Origin of the sequence: Pseudomonas triticicola (assembly GCF_019145375.1) — a bacterium.
GTDB lineage: Bacteria > Pseudomonadota > Gammaproteobacteria > Pseudomonadales > Pseudomonadaceae > Aquipseudomonas > Aquipseudomonas triticicola.
Map to the genome: position 1 here is coordinate 659,958 of NZ_JAHSTX010000001.1, position 14,419 is coordinate 674,376.

13 protein-coding genes are annotated in these 14,419 nt (G+C 58.7%); 10 read left to right on the forward strand and 3 right to left on the reverse strand.

All coding sequences use genetic code 11. The features are described 5' to 3' along the window. Positions 1–198 precede the first annotated feature (198 nt). A complete protein-coding gene (locus tag KVG85_RS02985) occupies positions 199–1,155 on the reverse strand; it encodes a cellulase family glycosylhydrolase (protein ID WP_217862938.1) in 957 nt (318 codons plus the stop codon). A gap of 289 nt (positions 1,156–1,444) precedes the next feature. On the opposite strand from KVG85_RS02985, the gene KVG85_RS02990 reads away from it, so the two are divergent. From KVG85_RS02990 to KVG85_RS03025, 8 genes are all read left to right on the forward strand, one after another. Then, complete coding sequence (locus tag KVG85_RS02990) at positions 1,445–1,885, forward strand: low molecular weight protein-tyrosine-phosphatase (protein ID WP_016775466.1); 441 nt, start codon at positions 1,445–1,447, stop codon at positions 1,883–1,885. 39 nt (positions 1,886–1,924) lie between these two features. Then, on the forward strand, positions 1,925–4,147 hold the full coding sequence (locus KVG85_RS02995; protein WP_217862939.1) for a polysaccharide biosynthesis tyrosine autokinase: 2,223 nt from the start codon (positions 1,925–1,927) through the stop codon (positions 4,145–4,147). Between the two features lie 40 nt (positions 4,148–4,187). Continuing rightward, entirely contained in the window at positions 4,188–5,270 is a 1,083-nt protein-coding gene (locus KVG85_RS03000; RefSeq protein WP_217862940.1) for a glycosyltransferase, read from the forward strand. A 15-nt stretch (positions 5,271–5,285) separates the two neighbouring features. After that, entirely contained in the window at positions 5,286–6,398 is a 1,113-nt protein-coding gene (locus KVG85_RS03005) for a polysaccharide pyruvyl transferase family protein (RefSeq protein WP_186566124.1), read from the forward strand. Further along, positions 6,395–7,627, forward strand: a complete 1,233-nt coding sequence (locus tag KVG85_RS03010) for an oligosaccharide flippase family protein (protein ID WP_217862941.1) — start codon at positions 6,395–6,397, stop codon at positions 7,625–7,627. The genes KVG85_RS03005 and KVG85_RS03010 overlap by 4 nt, the downstream gene beginning before the upstream one ends. After that, entirely contained in the window at positions 7,618–8,721 is a 1,104-nt protein-coding gene (locus tag KVG85_RS03015) for a hypothetical protein (protein ID WP_016775461.1), read from the forward strand. Before KVG85_RS03010 ends, KVG85_RS03015 begins: the two co-directional genes overlap by 10 nt. A 12-nt stretch (positions 8,722–8,733) precedes the next feature. Further along, positions 8,734–9,780, forward strand: a complete 1,047-nt coding sequence (locus KVG85_RS03020) for an acyltransferase family protein (RefSeq protein WP_217862942.1) — start codon at positions 8,734–8,736, stop codon at positions 9,778–9,780. Positions 9,781–9,890: 110 nt separating this feature from the next. Beyond that, positions 9,891–11,021, forward strand: a complete 1,131-nt coding sequence (locus KVG85_RS03025) for an SGNH/GDSL hydrolase family protein (protein ID WP_217862943.1) — start codon at positions 9,891–9,893, stop codon at positions 11,019–11,021. 178 nt (positions 11,022–11,199) lie between these two features. Here the strand turns inward: KVG85_RS03025 and KVG85_RS03030 are convergent, their stop codons facing one another. Then, positions 11,200–11,613, reverse strand: coding sequence for a mannose-1-phosphate guanylyltransferase (locus tag KVG85_RS03030; protein WP_217862944.1), 414 nt, complete (start codon positions 11,611–11,613; stop codon positions 11,200–11,202). Positions 11,614–11,644: 31 nt separating this feature from the next. Further along, positions 11,645–12,478: a UTP--glucose-1-phosphate uridylyltransferase GalU gene (galU, locus tag KVG85_RS03035; protein WP_056791458.1), complete on the reverse strand. Its 834-nt coding sequence runs from the start codon at positions 12,476–12,478 to the stop codon at positions 11,645–11,647. Between the two features lie 387 nt (positions 12,479–12,865). Between galU and galE the strand changes: the two genes are divergently transcribed. Continuing rightward, positions 12,866–13,882 carry a UDP-glucose 4-epimerase GalE gene (galE, locus tag KVG85_RS03040; protein WP_016775458.1) on the forward strand — a complete coding sequence of 339 codons (1,017 nt, stop codon included), beginning with the start codon at positions 12,866–12,868 and terminating at the stop codon, positions 13,880–13,882. A gap of 231 nt (positions 13,883–14,113) precedes the next feature. Next, positions 14,114–14,350 (forward strand): hypothetical protein, encoded by a 237-nt coding sequence (locus KVG85_RS03045; protein ID WP_016775457.1) that lies wholly within the window; start codon positions 14,114–14,116, stop codon positions 14,348–14,350. Positions 14,351–14,419: the final 69 nt, after the last annotated feature.

Here is a 14,419-nt window from a genome sequence, read left to right on the forward strand (position 1 = left end):
GTGCTCTATCCTATGGGTCTGAAGACATTACCCGAGCGCTGACGGGCACTCAAGGGTGCATTCGTGGATCGATGGCCCCTGCGGCAACAACCTGAAAACGATTGTTTGAAAGGTGGGGCGCGGTGTCGCTGAATACGATGCCAAAACAGCCCACAGGTTCAAAGCAACCGACCTGTGAACAGACCGGTTGCCCAAGGCTTACTCAGCGTTCAACAGACCTTCTACCGACAAGCGTGCCGGTTTTGGCTGGCCGTCAGAGGTGAGAAAGCCGAAGTTCTTCTCGCGATCGTTGCTGCCCGAATCACTGTTCCGCCATTCATAAATAGAGGTCAGGGGAATGTTCAGGCGTTTGACGTCGGTAACAAACGCGTTGATCTTGGTCGCTTGCCCCTCAGGACCACCGTTGGAGGCGAGGGCCGAAACCCCCCATTCACTGATGACCCCCGGCAGATTGAAGTTCTGCTGGATGAATGTCTGCGCGTTGCCGATCTGCGTGGCGGTCATGCCGTAAGGGTGATAGGACACTGCGTTGAGGCATTTGGGGTACTCGCTGACGATGCTTTTCAGCGCCACCGTCGAAGCCGAGCCTGCGCTTGGCGGCCGGGCGAAGCCGAAACCGACCCGTGGTGTCGTCTGCGGCTGACCTTCGAAGGCCTTGCACATGCCGGCCATGAACGGCACGAAGGTGGTATCGAAATTGCGCGTCGGCCAATAGGTTTCCAGGTCCGGCTCGTTCCAGATTTCGATCGCCACCAATTGCGAGCTCCAGGTTTTTTCCAGCCCGGTCACGGTGTTGGCGAACTTAGCGCCGGCGGCGTTCAGCTCCTCCGGCGACGTGGCCGGCAGTGCCTTGATCGCGCGCACCGTCAGCAGCACCGGCAGGCCGGCGGAAGCGGCTGCGGCGAAGGCGTCGCTGACCTGTTTCTGATAAGTCTTGGCGGTGAGGCTGTCGCTCCACACACCGAAGCGCACAAAGCTGAAGCCTGCCGCTTTGATCTGCGCGGCATCGGCGGCGGTGAAGCTCTGGATTTTCACCTGCACGCCAATGGTTTTCGCTGGAAGGTTGGGGAACAGCTCACTGGCGTGACCCTGGCTGGTGGCACCGAGCGCCATCAGGGCGAGGGCGGCGAGTTTATTGCGCTGTGCTGTTTTCATGTCTGCTCTCCTGAAGAGAATGACAACTACGAATATTTATCCCGTTACTCAATTTCCGATAACGGTGATGGCACTAAGTGCGCGAATGTTATTTTTTGTCAGGAAAACAGCAACTGAAAATCACAGTTATTTTTAGTCCGCTAATTGTGGTTGGGGCGGCTTAAAACGCTGTGGTACTTAATGTTCCTGTACTAACAGGGCGAAGCTATTTCTGAGTGCAGGAAAGTCGTGAGGGTTCATTAACTTTCACGGCATGTTGGCTGTTTGATATTACACAGGAAAGCAAGACTTGTTCAAAAAGATCCTCGTTGTCTGCGTGGGCAATATATGCCGAAGTCCGACGGCTGAACTGCTGCTGCGCAACGCGCTGGGCCCGTCCGCCATCACCGTGTCCTCTGCCGGCCTGTCCGCCCGCGTGGGCGAGGGCGTGGAAGCCTCGGCGCGGCAGGTTCTCGAAGAGCACGGGCATTGCGCCGAGGCCTTCAAGGCGCGGCAACTGACTTCGGACATCGTCAATGACTCGGACCTGATCCTGGTCATGGAAAAGGCCCACGTCAATCAAGTGCTGAAGATTGCCTCGCACGCCAGAGGCAAAGTGTTTCTGCTCGGCAAGTGGCAGAGCGAGCGCGAAATACATGATCCGTATCGTCAAGGCAAAGCCGCGTTTATTCATGCCCACGCATTGATTGAAGATGCTGTTAGTTCATGGGCAAAGCGTCTCGGGCATTGATGAATCTTCTTCAGAACAGTAAATGGTAAGAACAGACTTATGCAGTTACCGTCCGTAATCGGCACCCGCGACAATGATCAAGACAGTATTGATCTGCTCGGCATCTTCGGCAGCCTGATCGACCAGAAGTGGCTGATCGGCGCGCTGACCGGTGCCTTCATGGTCACCGGCGTCGCTTATGCGGTTCTGGCAACGCCGGTGTACCTGGCGAACGCGCTGGTGCAGGTCGAACCGAAAAAGAACGACATGCTCGGATTCTCCGACCTCAACAGCATGCTCGGTGGGCAATCGCCGTCGGTGACCGAAATCGGCATCATCAAATCCCGCGCAGTGATCGGCAAAACCGTTGACGACCTGCGCCTGGATATCGACGTCACCCCCAACACTTTTCCAATGATCGGTGGCTTCCTTTCGCGGCGTTATCGCGGAGACAGCGAGACCAGCGTCGCGCCGCCGCGTTTCGGTTTGAACAGTTATGCCTGGGGTGGCGAGCGCCTGGAATTCACTCGGCTGCAATTGCCGAAAGACCTGCTCGGCAAGAAACTCACCCTGATCGCCGGCGAGCAGCAGCGTTTTCAACTGTTCGATGAAAACGACAATCTGCTCGCCGAAGGCGTGGCCGGCGAAGCGTTTGCCAACGACGGCGTAGAAGGGCAGATCGCGCACTTGTCGGCCAACCCCGGCACGCGCTTTCAGGTGGTGCGCAATCCACGCATCGTGACCATTCAGGGCTATCAGGACGCGCTGGATATCTCCGAACAGGGCAAAGAGTCGGGGATCATTCGTCTGGCGCTGGCCAGCTCCGACGCGGCCGAGGCGGTGAAGATCCTCAACAAGATCGCCTCGCTCTACGTCGAGCAAAACGTACGGCGCACTTCGGCGGAAGCCGCGCAGAGCCTCGCGTTTCTGCAAAGCCAGTTGCCCCAGGTCAAGCGTGATCTGGCCAAGGCCAGCGACGCCTTGAATGCCTACCAGACCCACGGCAAGACCGTGAACATCTCGCTGGAAACCCAGTCGGTGCTGGGCCAGTCGGTGGCGCTGGAAACGCGCATCTCCGAGCTGAAAATGCAGCAGGCCGAACTCGATCGTAAGTTCACCAAACAGCACCCGGCCTATCGCGCCTTGATGACGCAGATCGGCGAATTGACCCAGCAGCAGAAATCCCTCGAAGGCAAAGTTCAGGACTTGCCGGCCACCCAGCAGGAATTGCTCAACCTGACCCGCGACGTCGAGGTGGCTTCGCAGATCTACACGCAGTTGCTGAACAAATCGCAAGAACTCGACATCGTCCGCGCCGGGGCCGTCGGTAACGTGCGCCTGATCGACACTGCCGATGTCGACCTGACCAATCCGATCAAACCCAAAAAACCACTGATCGTGCTGATCGCGACATTGCTCGGCGCGTTTGTCGGCGTGGCGCTGGTGCTGCTGCGCAAATCCCTCAGCCGAGGCCTTGAAGGCCCGGAGGGCATCGAGCAGTTGGGCCTGCCGGTTTATGCGTCGATTCCCTACAGCGCCTTGCAGGAAGAAGAGGACAACAAAAAGGGCCGCGCCCGCGACGGCGTCGACAAACCTGCGTACCTGCTGGCGCTGCGCAACCCGACCGATCTGTCGATCGAATCGATCCGCAGCCTGCGCACCTGCCTGCACTTTGCCGGGCTCGATTCGACCAACAACCGCATCATGATTTCCGGGCCGAGCCCGCAGGTCGGCAAGACCTTTGTTTCGTCCAACCTTGCGGCGGTCATGGCCCTCAGCGGCCAGCGCGTGGTGCTGATCGATGCCGACATGCGCAAAGGGCACCTGCACAAAACCCTCAATACGCCGATCAGCAACGGTCTGTCCGACCTGCTGGTCAAGCGCTGCACCCTTGAGCAGGCGATCAACAAAGTCGAAGTCGACAACCTGCACTTCATCAGCCGGGGACAGGTGCCGCCCAATCCTTCCGAGCTGCTGATGCACGCCAACTTCCGCGAACTGCTGGCAGAACTCAGCGAGCGCTACGACCTGGTGATCATCGACACGCCGCCACTGCTGGCAGTGACCGATGCCGCCATCGTCGGTCGCGAGGCCGGCATCAGCCTGATCGTCACCCGCTTCGGCGTGAACCCGGCCAAAGAGATCGAACTGACCATTCGCCGCTTCGCCCAGAACGGCATCGAGTTGAAAGGCGCGGTGTTCAACGGCGTCGAGAAGCGTGCGGCCAGCTATTACGGCGGCACCGGCTATTACAACTACGAATACGCGTCCGACAAATCCTGATGGTTGCCGATTGTTCTTTCCTGTTTGAAGTGGGTGAGTTGTGAAAAAAATACTGCACGTGGCAGAGACGATCAAAGGTGGCGTGGCGACGGTGATCCGCACGATCTCGGCATCGCCTGAAGGCGACGCGGCGAATTATCAACTGGTCTATCTGGTGCCCGAGGATCAGGCCAAGGAGCTGCACGGCATCGCCCCGCAGCAGGTGCGCACCTTTCCACGCAGCGGTCGCAACGTGCCATCGCTGCTGCGTTTCGCCTGGCGCCTGAGCCAGGTGCTGCTCAAGGAAAAGCCCGACGTCGTGCATTTGCACAGCACCTTTTCCGGAGTGATCGGCCGTGTTGTGTGCGTGCTGTTGCGATCATGGCGCAAGCCGAAAATCGTCTACTGCCCGCACGCGTTTTCGTTCCTGATGGAAAGCTCGCCGACCAAGCAGAAGGTCTATGCGTGGATCGAGCGCGTGCTGCAAAAAGTCACTGACGTGATCATCTGCGTCAGCCAGTACGAGCTGGATAAAGCCGCGCGTTTCGGCATCGAGCGCAAGCGCATGAAGCTGATCTACAACGGCATTCATCACAAGGATGACGCGCCGAAAAGCGCTGGCGCCGAGCCGATTCATCTGCTGTTCGTCGGGCGCCTGGATTACCAGAAAGGCTTCGACGTGCTGCTCAAGGCCTACGCCAAGGTCAATCGCAACGACCTCAAACTGACGGTGGTTGGCAGTGCGGTCAACGAAGACTCTGTCGAGTGCCCGCCGATGGATTCGGTCGAGTACCTGCCGTGGGTGACCCCGAGTGAAGTGCAGGCGCTGTATCAGAAAGCCGATGCGCTGATCGTGCCGAGTCGCTGGGAAGGCTTTGCCATGGTGCCGCTGGAAGGCATGGCCATGGGGCTGCCGGTGATTGCCAGCAACTGCACTTCACTGCCGGAACTGGTCACCAACGAAGTCTCCGGCTACGTGTTTCCGTCCGGCGATCACCAGGCGCTGGCCGATGTTTTGACGATCATCCAGAAGCCGCGCCTGCTCGACCTCGGCAACGAAGGCCGGAGCATTGTCCGCGAACGCTTCAGCGCCGCGTTGATGATCCGCCAGACCTACGACCTGTATCACGCTCCCACTTATTAAGTAGAACTCAAGCTTATGAACGTAACGATTTTGCATGGCTACAGTGCGTCCAACTCCGGTGACGGTCTGCTCGTCGATCTGGCCATTGCTCTGGTGCAGCGTAACTTCGGTGACGACACCGCGATCAGTGTCGTGGCGTCCGACCCTGAGTCGTTCAACTATCTGCCGCACCCGCGTTTCGATGCGCCGGTGATGGCGGCCAAAGGTCTGGGCCGGGTCAAGCAAGCGGTGTTTCTCAATCAGTCCTACGCCGGGCTCGCCGATCTGCTGAAGAAGACCGATCTGATCGTCGGTGTCGGCGGCGGTTACATGCGTTCGAAAAGCGCCTTCGAGCACATCAAGCTGAAGCTCGGCCACGCCAAGCAATTGGAAACCGCGATCCTCAGCAAGGTGCCTTCGGTGTACCTGCCGCAGAGCATCGGCCCGTTCCACGGCGAGAGCAGCAAGATTGTCGAGCACTACGCCAGCGCCGATGCGGTGTTCGTGCGCGACAACCGTTCCTCGGCCATCTTCGATGCTTGCGAAAACGTCTACCGCGCGCCGGATCTGGCCGTGCAGTCGCTGGCGAGCAAGATTCTTCAGCAACCGAAATTCACCCGCTGCGCCGCTTCGCCGGCGACGGTGTGCGTGGTGCTGCGCAAGCCGCCGGAGTGGAGCAAAGAGAAGAAGGTCGCTTACGTGGCCAATCTGAAACTGCTGCTGCAGCGTCTGAAGAACAAAAGCAAAGTGGTCTGTGCCGTGCAAAGCGCGGTGCGGGGCAACGATGACGGCGCGTTCTACCGCGAGCTGGGCATCAACGAAGATCTGCTGTCGCTGAAGGCAACCATTGCCAAGTACCAACCGGACCTGGTGATCTCGGTGCGTCTGCACGGCGCCATCGAATCGCTGCTCTCCGGCGTGCCGGCGTATCACATCAGCTACGAGCGCAAAGGCTTTGGCGCCTATCAGGACATGGGCGTCGACGACTGGGTGATCAACGGCGGCGACATCGACGTCGACACCATCATCAACACCGTCTACGCGCCCAATGCCTTGGCGGATTTCGGCAAGCGCCTGACCGACACTTGCCGCGAAATCGAGGCGAAAACCGTGGCCATGGACGAAATCATCAAGGGTGTCGTTCGATGATATTTCGGCTGTTGCTTCGCGGCGGAGCCTTGGGCGCGAAGTTCTTGCTGGTGTTGGCCATCACCCATTACCTCGGTTACGAGGCGCTGGGCTTTTATGGTGTGGTGGTCGCGGCGTCGTTGATCGCGTCGAAGTTCTACAGCGTCGGCTTCAGTTCCGAAATCAACCGGCTGATCAGCGTCGGCGGCAGTTCGCGGCGGGTGGTCGACAAGGTTCTGCTGCTGTATCTGGCGGTGGGGCTGTTGTTGTCGATACTGACCGTGCTGATCTATTCGCTGTTCCAGTCGGTGGAAGCAACCGCCACGTTGATCCTGTGCGTGACGCTGGTGCTGCTCACCGAGCACCTGTCGTTCGAAATCAATTCCTTCGTGTTTTCTGCGCAGAAAGCCACCGCCGGTGCTCTGCTGTTCTTCATCAAGACCGGCCTGTGGGCGGTGTTGGCGGTGGGCGGCATGGTGCTCGGCTGGGTCGCGGGCATCGCCAGTGTGTTGTGGCTGTGGGTCGCCGCCAACGTGATGGTAATCATCGCCGGTTATTTGATCGTGGTGAACGTGCACAAGGGCCGCGAAGCCGCGCCGCTGGACACCGCCACGGTGTGGAAGGCCGGGTTGCCGTTCTATCTCGGCACCGGTCTGATCGCGCTGAGTCAGTACGCCGAGCGCTTTCTGATCATCGACCTGGAGCCCTACGCCAGCCTCGGTAAATATGTGTACGCGTGGTCGGCGGCGAACACTTTGCAGGCATTGTCCTATGCGGTGGTGGCGGTGGTCGGCATTCCGGTGTTGGCCAAACGGTTTCAGGCCGATCAGCAGGCGTTCACGGTCAGGCAACTGTTCGTCAACAAATGGGTGATGCGCTCGCTGGTGGTCTCTGCGGTTGTGGCCGTGGCGATCTATGTGTTTTTCAATGTGCTGCTCGATTACGTCGCCGCCAGCGTGCCGCGTCCCGATAACGCGCTACTCGCGGTGCTGATTTTTTCCTTCGCCTTGCGGGCGATTGGCGACATTGTCTGGGGCGGTTTGATTGCCTCGAAAAACAGCCGGGTGTCGCTGGCCAGCGCGGCGCTCTGCCTGCTGATTTCAGTGCCGGTCAGCTATGTGCTGATCAAGCATTACTCGATCTATGGCGCGGCGTGGGGCAATGTTTTCGCCATCGTCGTGCAGCTCAGTGTGATTGCAGTGTTGACCCGTGTCACCGGCGCAAAAAAGGCTGCGCTGTCATGGGCCTGAAATTGCCGCGCATCGAGTTTCGTGGGCGCAAATTCGATTCATCGATTTCCTTTCTGATCCTGTTCACCGGGCTGTTTCTGTCAGTGGCGATGCCGTTGCTGGTGCCGCGTGATCCGGGGCCGGATGCGATGACCTTGTGGTCGTCGTATGCGCGCGCCGACAACTGCAATTTCTGGAATCCGTTCTCACCGGATCGCTCGTCCTACGAGTGTTCGGCGTTCCTGCTGCGGCCCACCGGGATCAATCTGACCAATGCCTGGGCCTACGGCATGTTCTGCAATTTCTTCCTCACCGCAATTCCGGTAGTGGTGTTCCGGCGCATGCCGTTGACCATTTTTGGCACCCTGTGCCTGTGGGGCATCGTGCGCTCGTTTTTCCTTGAGAACCTGACCAAGGAAATCATCGTGTCGGTGGCGGTGTTGAGCATTCTGCTCAGCGCATTGACGCGCAAATATCGCGGCGGTTTTTTCCTCTCGGCGGTGATTTACGGTGTGCTGATCCGGCCGTACTGGATCCTGTTTTCGCTGTCGTGGGTCGGCGTCTGCGTGATGAAAAAGTACGTCTCGCGCTTCACCTTCTTTCTGATGCTGTTCCTGTTTTATCTGGCGGTGGCCATGGCGATTCAGCTGGCGCTGGGCTTTCCGGTGTCGTCGATCCGGGCGAGCAACAACGAGCTGCGCACGGCGGGCGAGGAAGGCTCGAAGTCGCTCATCGTCTCGTGGCTCAGCGGCAGTGACTTCGTCTCCCAGGCACTGGATTCGATGATCATTTTCTTCCGCCTGTCGTTCCCGGTTGAGCTGATTCTGCTGTCCGGGCCGGGGCAGGTGATCTTCGTTGCGCTGATGATCATGACCGCGCTGCTGCTGTTCAAGGTCATCACTTCGACCGACTACAAGGGCGCGCCGATCCAGACCAAACCCAAGGAACTGATCGCGATTCCGCTGGCGTTTCTGTTGGTGCAAGGCTTGTTCGAGCCGGACTTCGGCTCCTTTGCCCGCCACTTCTCGATGGTGGTGCCGGTGTTGTTCGTCGGCCTGGGCTTGATGCTGCGCGCGAACAAACCGGTGCAGGTCGAATCAAGAATTCTCACTTAAGGCAGGTGCTCTATGTCGAGCAACAAAAAATCCCTGGAGATCGAAACCCTGCGCGGCCTGGCGTGCCTGCTGCTGGTGCTCTATCACGTCATCGGCCCGCTGGGCGGCGGTTTGAAGATCGACATCGGCTCGCCGTTCCGGGTCATCGCCGATTCGATGGTGTACGTGCGCATGCCGCTGTTCACGTTCATCTCCGGCTACATCTATTCGATCTACAAGATTCGCGGCAATGACTTTTCCGCCTTCTTCGTCGGCAAGGTGCGGCGGCTGATCGTGCCGCTGTTCTGCGTCGGCGTACCGTTTTCGGTGTTGCAAGCGGTGGGGCCGGGAGTGAACAAGGACGTCGGCGTGATCGACGCGTTGTTGTCGTTCTGGGTGCCGATCAATCACTTCTGGTTTTTGCAGGCGGTGTTCAGCATTTTCATCTTCGTCGGCCTGCTGGAATGGCGCGGCCTGCTGCGTTCGGCGACGCGGTTGTATGGTTTGTTTGCGTTTGCGGCGGTGTTGTTCCTGCTACCGCCCTTGCCGCTGGATGCGTTCGGTATCAACGGTGCGATTTACCTGCTGCCGTTTTTTGTTGCAGGGATGATCGGTCAGGAAAATGTCGATGTTTTGAAGCAGCGTTTCAAAGTGATCGGGCCGCTGTTGTTTGTGCTGATCTCGCTGACGCTGTTTTATGTCGCGGCGATTGATCGTGAGCTGATTGTCGATCGCCGCAGCCTGATTGGTTTGGCGGTGGGGTGCGTGTCTTGCATCGCGTTGCTGTCGAGTGACATGCGCTCGAAAGCGCTGACCTGGCTCGGTGGATATTCCTATGCGATTTTCCTGTTTCATGTTTTGTTCGCGGCGACCTCGCGCTTTGTCCTCGGGCGCCTCGGCGTGAAGGATGAGAGCTTGCTGGTGCTTGGTGGTCTGAGTTGCGGATTGCTCGGGCCGGTGCTGTTGGCGATGGTGTTCAGCCGGTTCAATTTCACCTCGGTGTTGTTCCTTGGAGAGCGGGCGGCGAAGAAAAAAACACCGGTGATTGTCGCTCCGGTGGTGCAGACGCAGAACAGCTGAAAGCTTCGCGAGCAGGCTCGCTCCCACAGAGGTTGTGTGAATTGCACAAGGTCTTTTGTGGGAGCGAGCCTGCTCGCGAAGGGGCCATCCCGGACAAAGGAAAATATTCAATGATGCCAGTAGACGCCCCTCAACCCGTCGCCACCACGGCCATCACGGTAGACGATGCCCGCCAGCGCTTTGCGCAGTGGCGCGAGGGCAAGGCCGGCAAGGTGCTGGCGGTTTCGGTGATCGGCGACAGCTACACCGCCGGGCAGGATTTCTACCTGAACAAGCTGGTGCAGCGAGTGGCCGCCGAGGTGGGTTTTGCCGGCCCCGGTTACGTCGGTTTCAACCACGGCGCGGCGCTGGGCGGCACGCATTTCAAATACACCCGCAGCAGCGACAAATACTTCGGCGGCGGCTGGAAGGTTTCCGAGCTGGGCCAGGCCAGTCCGGACAGTCGCACGATCAGCGGCAAGCCGGGCGCCTGGTTGCAAGTCGATGCCAGCCCTTCGCCGCGCATCGATACCACGGTCACTCAGGCGAAACTGGTGTATCTGGGCAACGGCGAATCCGATGAGTTGCGCTATCGCTGGTCGCCCGCCCAAGACTGGCAACCGTTGAAACTCGCAGGCTCAGGTGTTCAGGAAGTCGCGCTAGCGGGCGCTCCATCAGCCGCAGACTGGTCATTCAGACTGGAAGTGGTGAAGGGCGCGCCCACGTTGTTCGGCCTTTGGATGACGAATGATGAGAAGGGCATTCGGGTGTCGAAATTGGCGGCCTCCGGCGCGGCATCGGCGGATTTCTATCACGCCGATCGACAGTGGCAGGCGCAGTGGAAAGCGGTGGTGTCGAAGATCCCGGCCGACGTTTACCTGATCATGCTCGGCGGCAACGATCAGGGCTTCGGCGTTAAACCTGCGCAGTATCTGCAAAACGTCCAGGGCCTGGTGAGCATGCTGCGCGAGATTCAGCCGGCGGCGAGCATCAACCTGATCATGCGTCAGGACACCACGCGCTCCAGCGCTTATCCGATGTCGGCCTACGCGCAGGTGCTCGAACCGTGGGCGCGTGAGCAGCAGCTCGGTTTTGCCAACCTGCAATGCGCGTTCGGCCCCGACGTCAAACGCTACGCCAGCGCGATGATCGGCCCGGACAAGATTCATCCGTTGCCGGCCACGGGCGGGAAGGTGATTGCCGATTATTTTTATCGCTGGATAACGGGTACGAGTACCGGTTGCGACGACTCGCCACCATGATCGTTCCCACGCGCAGCAAAGGAATGCCGCCCGGGACGCTCCGCGTCCCTCCGCAGCGTGACGCAGAGCGTCACTGGATGCATTCCCACGCGGAGCGTGGGAACGATCAATGCTGACTGTGCCGCCGCTTTCGCGAGCAGGCTCGCTCCCACAATGGATTGGCGTGACGCCAGGGTGATCAGGCGTCGCGCTTGAAGGCGTCGATGAGCCCCAACAGTTCGTCAAGCTTGCGCGGCATCAACCGCGCATCACAACGGGTTTCCACGTTTATGATGATCGCCGGATCATTGCAGCAGATGCGCACTCGAAAGCGCCAGTCGCTGAAGATCACCTTCAGGCCATCGCGGTCATCCATTTCCAGCGCCTGTTCGCCATACAACGCTTTCAGGTGCGCGAGCAGCGGATAGGGATCGCGCATCGGCCGGCGAATATCGCCGGACGCAGGAAACACGCCGATCCTCTCCACCAGCAGAATCGTGCCCAGCCAGGTTTCGTTGGCGCTGGGCAGCGGTTGATGGCGCGACAACCAGCTCATCACCCCGAGGTTGCCCACCTCACGTTCAATCTCTGTCGAATGTTGTGCAATGTTCATGGTTGCCTGCCTCTGGTGATGGGGGGCCGTCTCAGCGGCCCTTGAGGTACACGTTGTCGTAGCAGAAGTTGGTCGCCTGCAAGTAGCCCTCGGCATCGCCGCAATCAAAGCGCAGGCCTTTGAATTTGTAGGCCAGCACGCAGCCGTTCTGCGCCTGTTTCATCAGTGCGTCGGTGATCTGGATTTCGCCGCCCTTGCCCGGTTGGGTGTCGGCGATCAGGTCGAAGATGTCCGGGGTGAGGATGTAGCGCCCGATGATCGCCAGGTTCGACGGCGCGTCCTGCGGCGCCGGTTTTTCCACCATGTTGTTGACCCGGTAGATGCCCTCGGAAATCAGCTCACCGGCAATCACCCCGTACTTGTGAGTCTGGTCGGCGGGGACTTCCTGAATGGCGACGATCGAGCAGCGAAATTTCCTGTACAGCTGAATCATCTGCGACAGCACACCGTCGCCTTCGAGGTTCAGGCACAGGTCGTCGGCCAGCACCACGGCAAACGGTTCGTCGCCGATCAATGGGCGACCGCTGAGAATGGCGTGGCCCAGGCCTTTCATTTCCACCTGACGGGTGTAGGAGAAGGTGCAGGTGTCGATCAGCTCGCGGGTGCCGGCGAGGAATTTCTCTTTCTCGGTGCCACGGATCTGGTGCTCGAGTTCGTAGCTGATGTCGAAGTGGTCTTCCAGCGCGCGCTTGCCCCGGCCGGTGACGATGGCCATGTGTTGCAGGCCGGCGTCCCGTGCTTCTTCAACGGCGTATTCGATCAACGGCTTGTTGACGATCGGCAGCATCTCTTTCGGCATGGCTTTGGTCGCCGGCAAGAAACGCGTGCCGTAACCGGCAGCGGGGAACAAACATTTACGAATCATAAAAGTATCCTGGACAGTCATGGAACACAGGCGACGGTTGCGCACCACAAAGTGGCGGCAAGTTTCAATGATTATTGAAGGCTTACTTTAATACCTGAGTCAGGTTGTTGCTGGCAATTAGTTGCGCTGTTAAAAAGCGCTAATGTTATGAGATGTCGACTACTTGGTTATTAGTTATTTTTAGTCGGTATCTGTCGATAGTGATAAGTGTCCAGGGAGTGCTAATAAGTACCCGTCAAACAGTTTGACCGGCAAAAATAATTATTGCCAGTGGTTGAACTAAATTTGTTTGAGGTTGTTGTCGCCCTGTTTGTGTGAATTGCTCCGCATATCCACCAGGCATGGCTTGACACGCTACCGGGTATTTATTCAATGACGGACCGCGCTATGAAGATTCTGGTAACGGGTGGTGCCGGCTATATCGGCTCACATACCACACTTGCATTGCTTGAAGCAGGTTATGAAGTTGTCGTTCTGGATAATCTTTGTAACAGCAGCGACGCAGCACTTCACGCCGTTGAAGCCATTTGCGGCAAAAGTGCATGGATGATTCGCGGCGATGTCTGCGATCGGCCGCTGCTCGACCGGATTTTCCGCGAGCATCAGATCGACGCCGTGCTGCATTTCGCCGGGCTCAAAGCCGTGGGCGAGAGTGTGCGCAAGCCGCTCGAATACTACGAAACCAACGTCGGCGGCAGCATCACCCTGTGTCAGGCGATGGCAGCGGCGGGGGTGTTCCGGCTGGTGTTCAGTTCCTCGGCGACGGTGTACGGCGAGCCTGAAGAGATGCCGATTCGCGAGGATTTTCCTACGGGCAATCCGACCAATCCCTACGGTCAGTCCAAGCTGATCGTCGAGAACGTGCTGCGCGACCTGAGCCTCGCCGAGCCGCGCTGGAGCATTGCGCTGCTGCGCTATTTCAACCCGATCGGCGCCCACGCCAGCGGGCACATGGGCGAAGACCCCAACGGCATTCCGAACAATCTGGTGCCGTATATCAGCCAGGTTGCGGTCGGCAGCCTGCGTGAGCTGTCGATTTTCGGTAACGATTACCCGACCGCCGATGGCACCGGCGTGCGCGATTACATTCATGTCGTCGATTTGGCGGATGGGCATTTGAAAGCGTTGCAGTCGATCAGCGAGCGCACCGGCATCCACACCTGGAACCTCGGCACCGGCGATGGCTACAGCGTGCTGCAAGTGCTGCATGCCTTCGAACAGGCCTGCGGGCGGCCGGTGCCGTACCGGATGATGCCGCGCCGCGCCGGTGATATCGCCGAGAGCTTTGCCGATGCTTCGAAAGCGGCGAAAGAACTCGGCTGGAAAGCCACGCGCAACTTGCAGGACATGGTTGCCGACACTTGGCGCTGGCAATCGAATCATCCCAATGGTTATTCGCGATGATGGCCATTTAATCCGATGTTAGTTTCAGTCAGGTTGTTAGATAACGTCGGGAAAATACACTGGCAATGCCTTTTGCAAGTCCGTAGATATAAACCTGCCGTTCGACTTTTTGCAGTTGCGTATGGCTGTGAAAGAACAACGGATCTTGTTCGCGCTCTTTGCGGACTTGAAAGCTACCAGCTCTGACACAGATCTGTTTTTTAACAGTTCGAATGTTAGAAAGGAGTTGTTATGAAAAAAGTGATGGCAGTTGCCCTGTTGACGATGTTGAGCAACTGGGCTGCCGCCGCTGAAGCGCCGTTGACAGCGGTAACCAATGTAGGTGGCAGTGTGGCGGCTTCGCAAGCGCCCGCGGCCAGTACTGCAATGGTTGCCAGTGCTGTAGCGGCGTCCAACAGCGGTGGCAGTGCCAACGGCGGTACCACCGGTACGACGGGTACCACCGGTACAACCGGCACGCATAACTAACAGGAACATTTGTTAGTGCAGTACAGAGTCGCCCGACGCAAGTCGGGTGACTTTGTTTTTTGGATTCGC

Bases quoted from the DNA above. Each gene is read 5' to 3' on its own strand.
- KVG85_RS02985 (WP_217862938.1), bottom strand. From the start codon at position 1,155: ATGAAAACAGCACAGCGCAATAAACTCGCCGCCCTCGCCCTGATGGCG.
- KVG85_RS02995 (WP_217862939.1), top strand. From the start codon at position 1,925: ATGCAGTTACCGTCCGTAATCGGCACCCGCGACAATGATCAAGACAGT.
- KVG85_RS03005 (WP_186566124.1), top strand. From the start codon at position 5,286: ATGAACGTAACGATTTTGCATGGCTACAGTGCGTCCAACTCCGGTGAC.
- KVG85_RS03010 (WP_217862941.1), top strand. From the start codon at position 6,395: ATGATATTTCGGCTGTTGCTTCGCGGCGGAGCCTTGGGCGCGAAGTTC.
- KVG85_RS03015 (WP_016775461.1), top strand. From the start codon at position 7,618: ATGGGCCTGAAATTGCCGCGCATCGAGTTTCGTGGGCGCAAATTCGAT.
- KVG85_RS03020 (WP_217862942.1), top strand. From the start codon at position 8,734: ATGTCGAGCAACAAAAAATCCCTGGAGATCGAAACCCTGCGCGGCCTG.
- KVG85_RS03025 (WP_217862943.1), top strand. From the start codon at position 9,891: ATGATGCCAGTAGACGCCCCTCAACCCGTCGCCACCACGGCCATCACG.
- KVG85_RS03030 (WP_217862944.1), bottom strand. From the start codon at position 11,613: ATGAACATTGCACAACATTCGACAGAGATTGAACGTGAGGTGGGCAAC.
- galU (WP_056791458.1), bottom strand. From the start codon at position 12,478: ATGATTCGTAAATGTTTGTTCCCCGCTGCCGGTTACGGCACGCGTTTC.
- galE (WP_016775458.1), top strand. From the start codon at position 12,866: ATGAAGATTCTGGTAACGGGTGGTGCCGGCTATATCGGCTCACATACC.
- KVG85_RS03045 (WP_016775457.1), top strand. From the start codon at position 14,114: ATGAAAAAAGTGATGGCAGTTGCCCTGTTGACGATGTTGAGCAACTGG.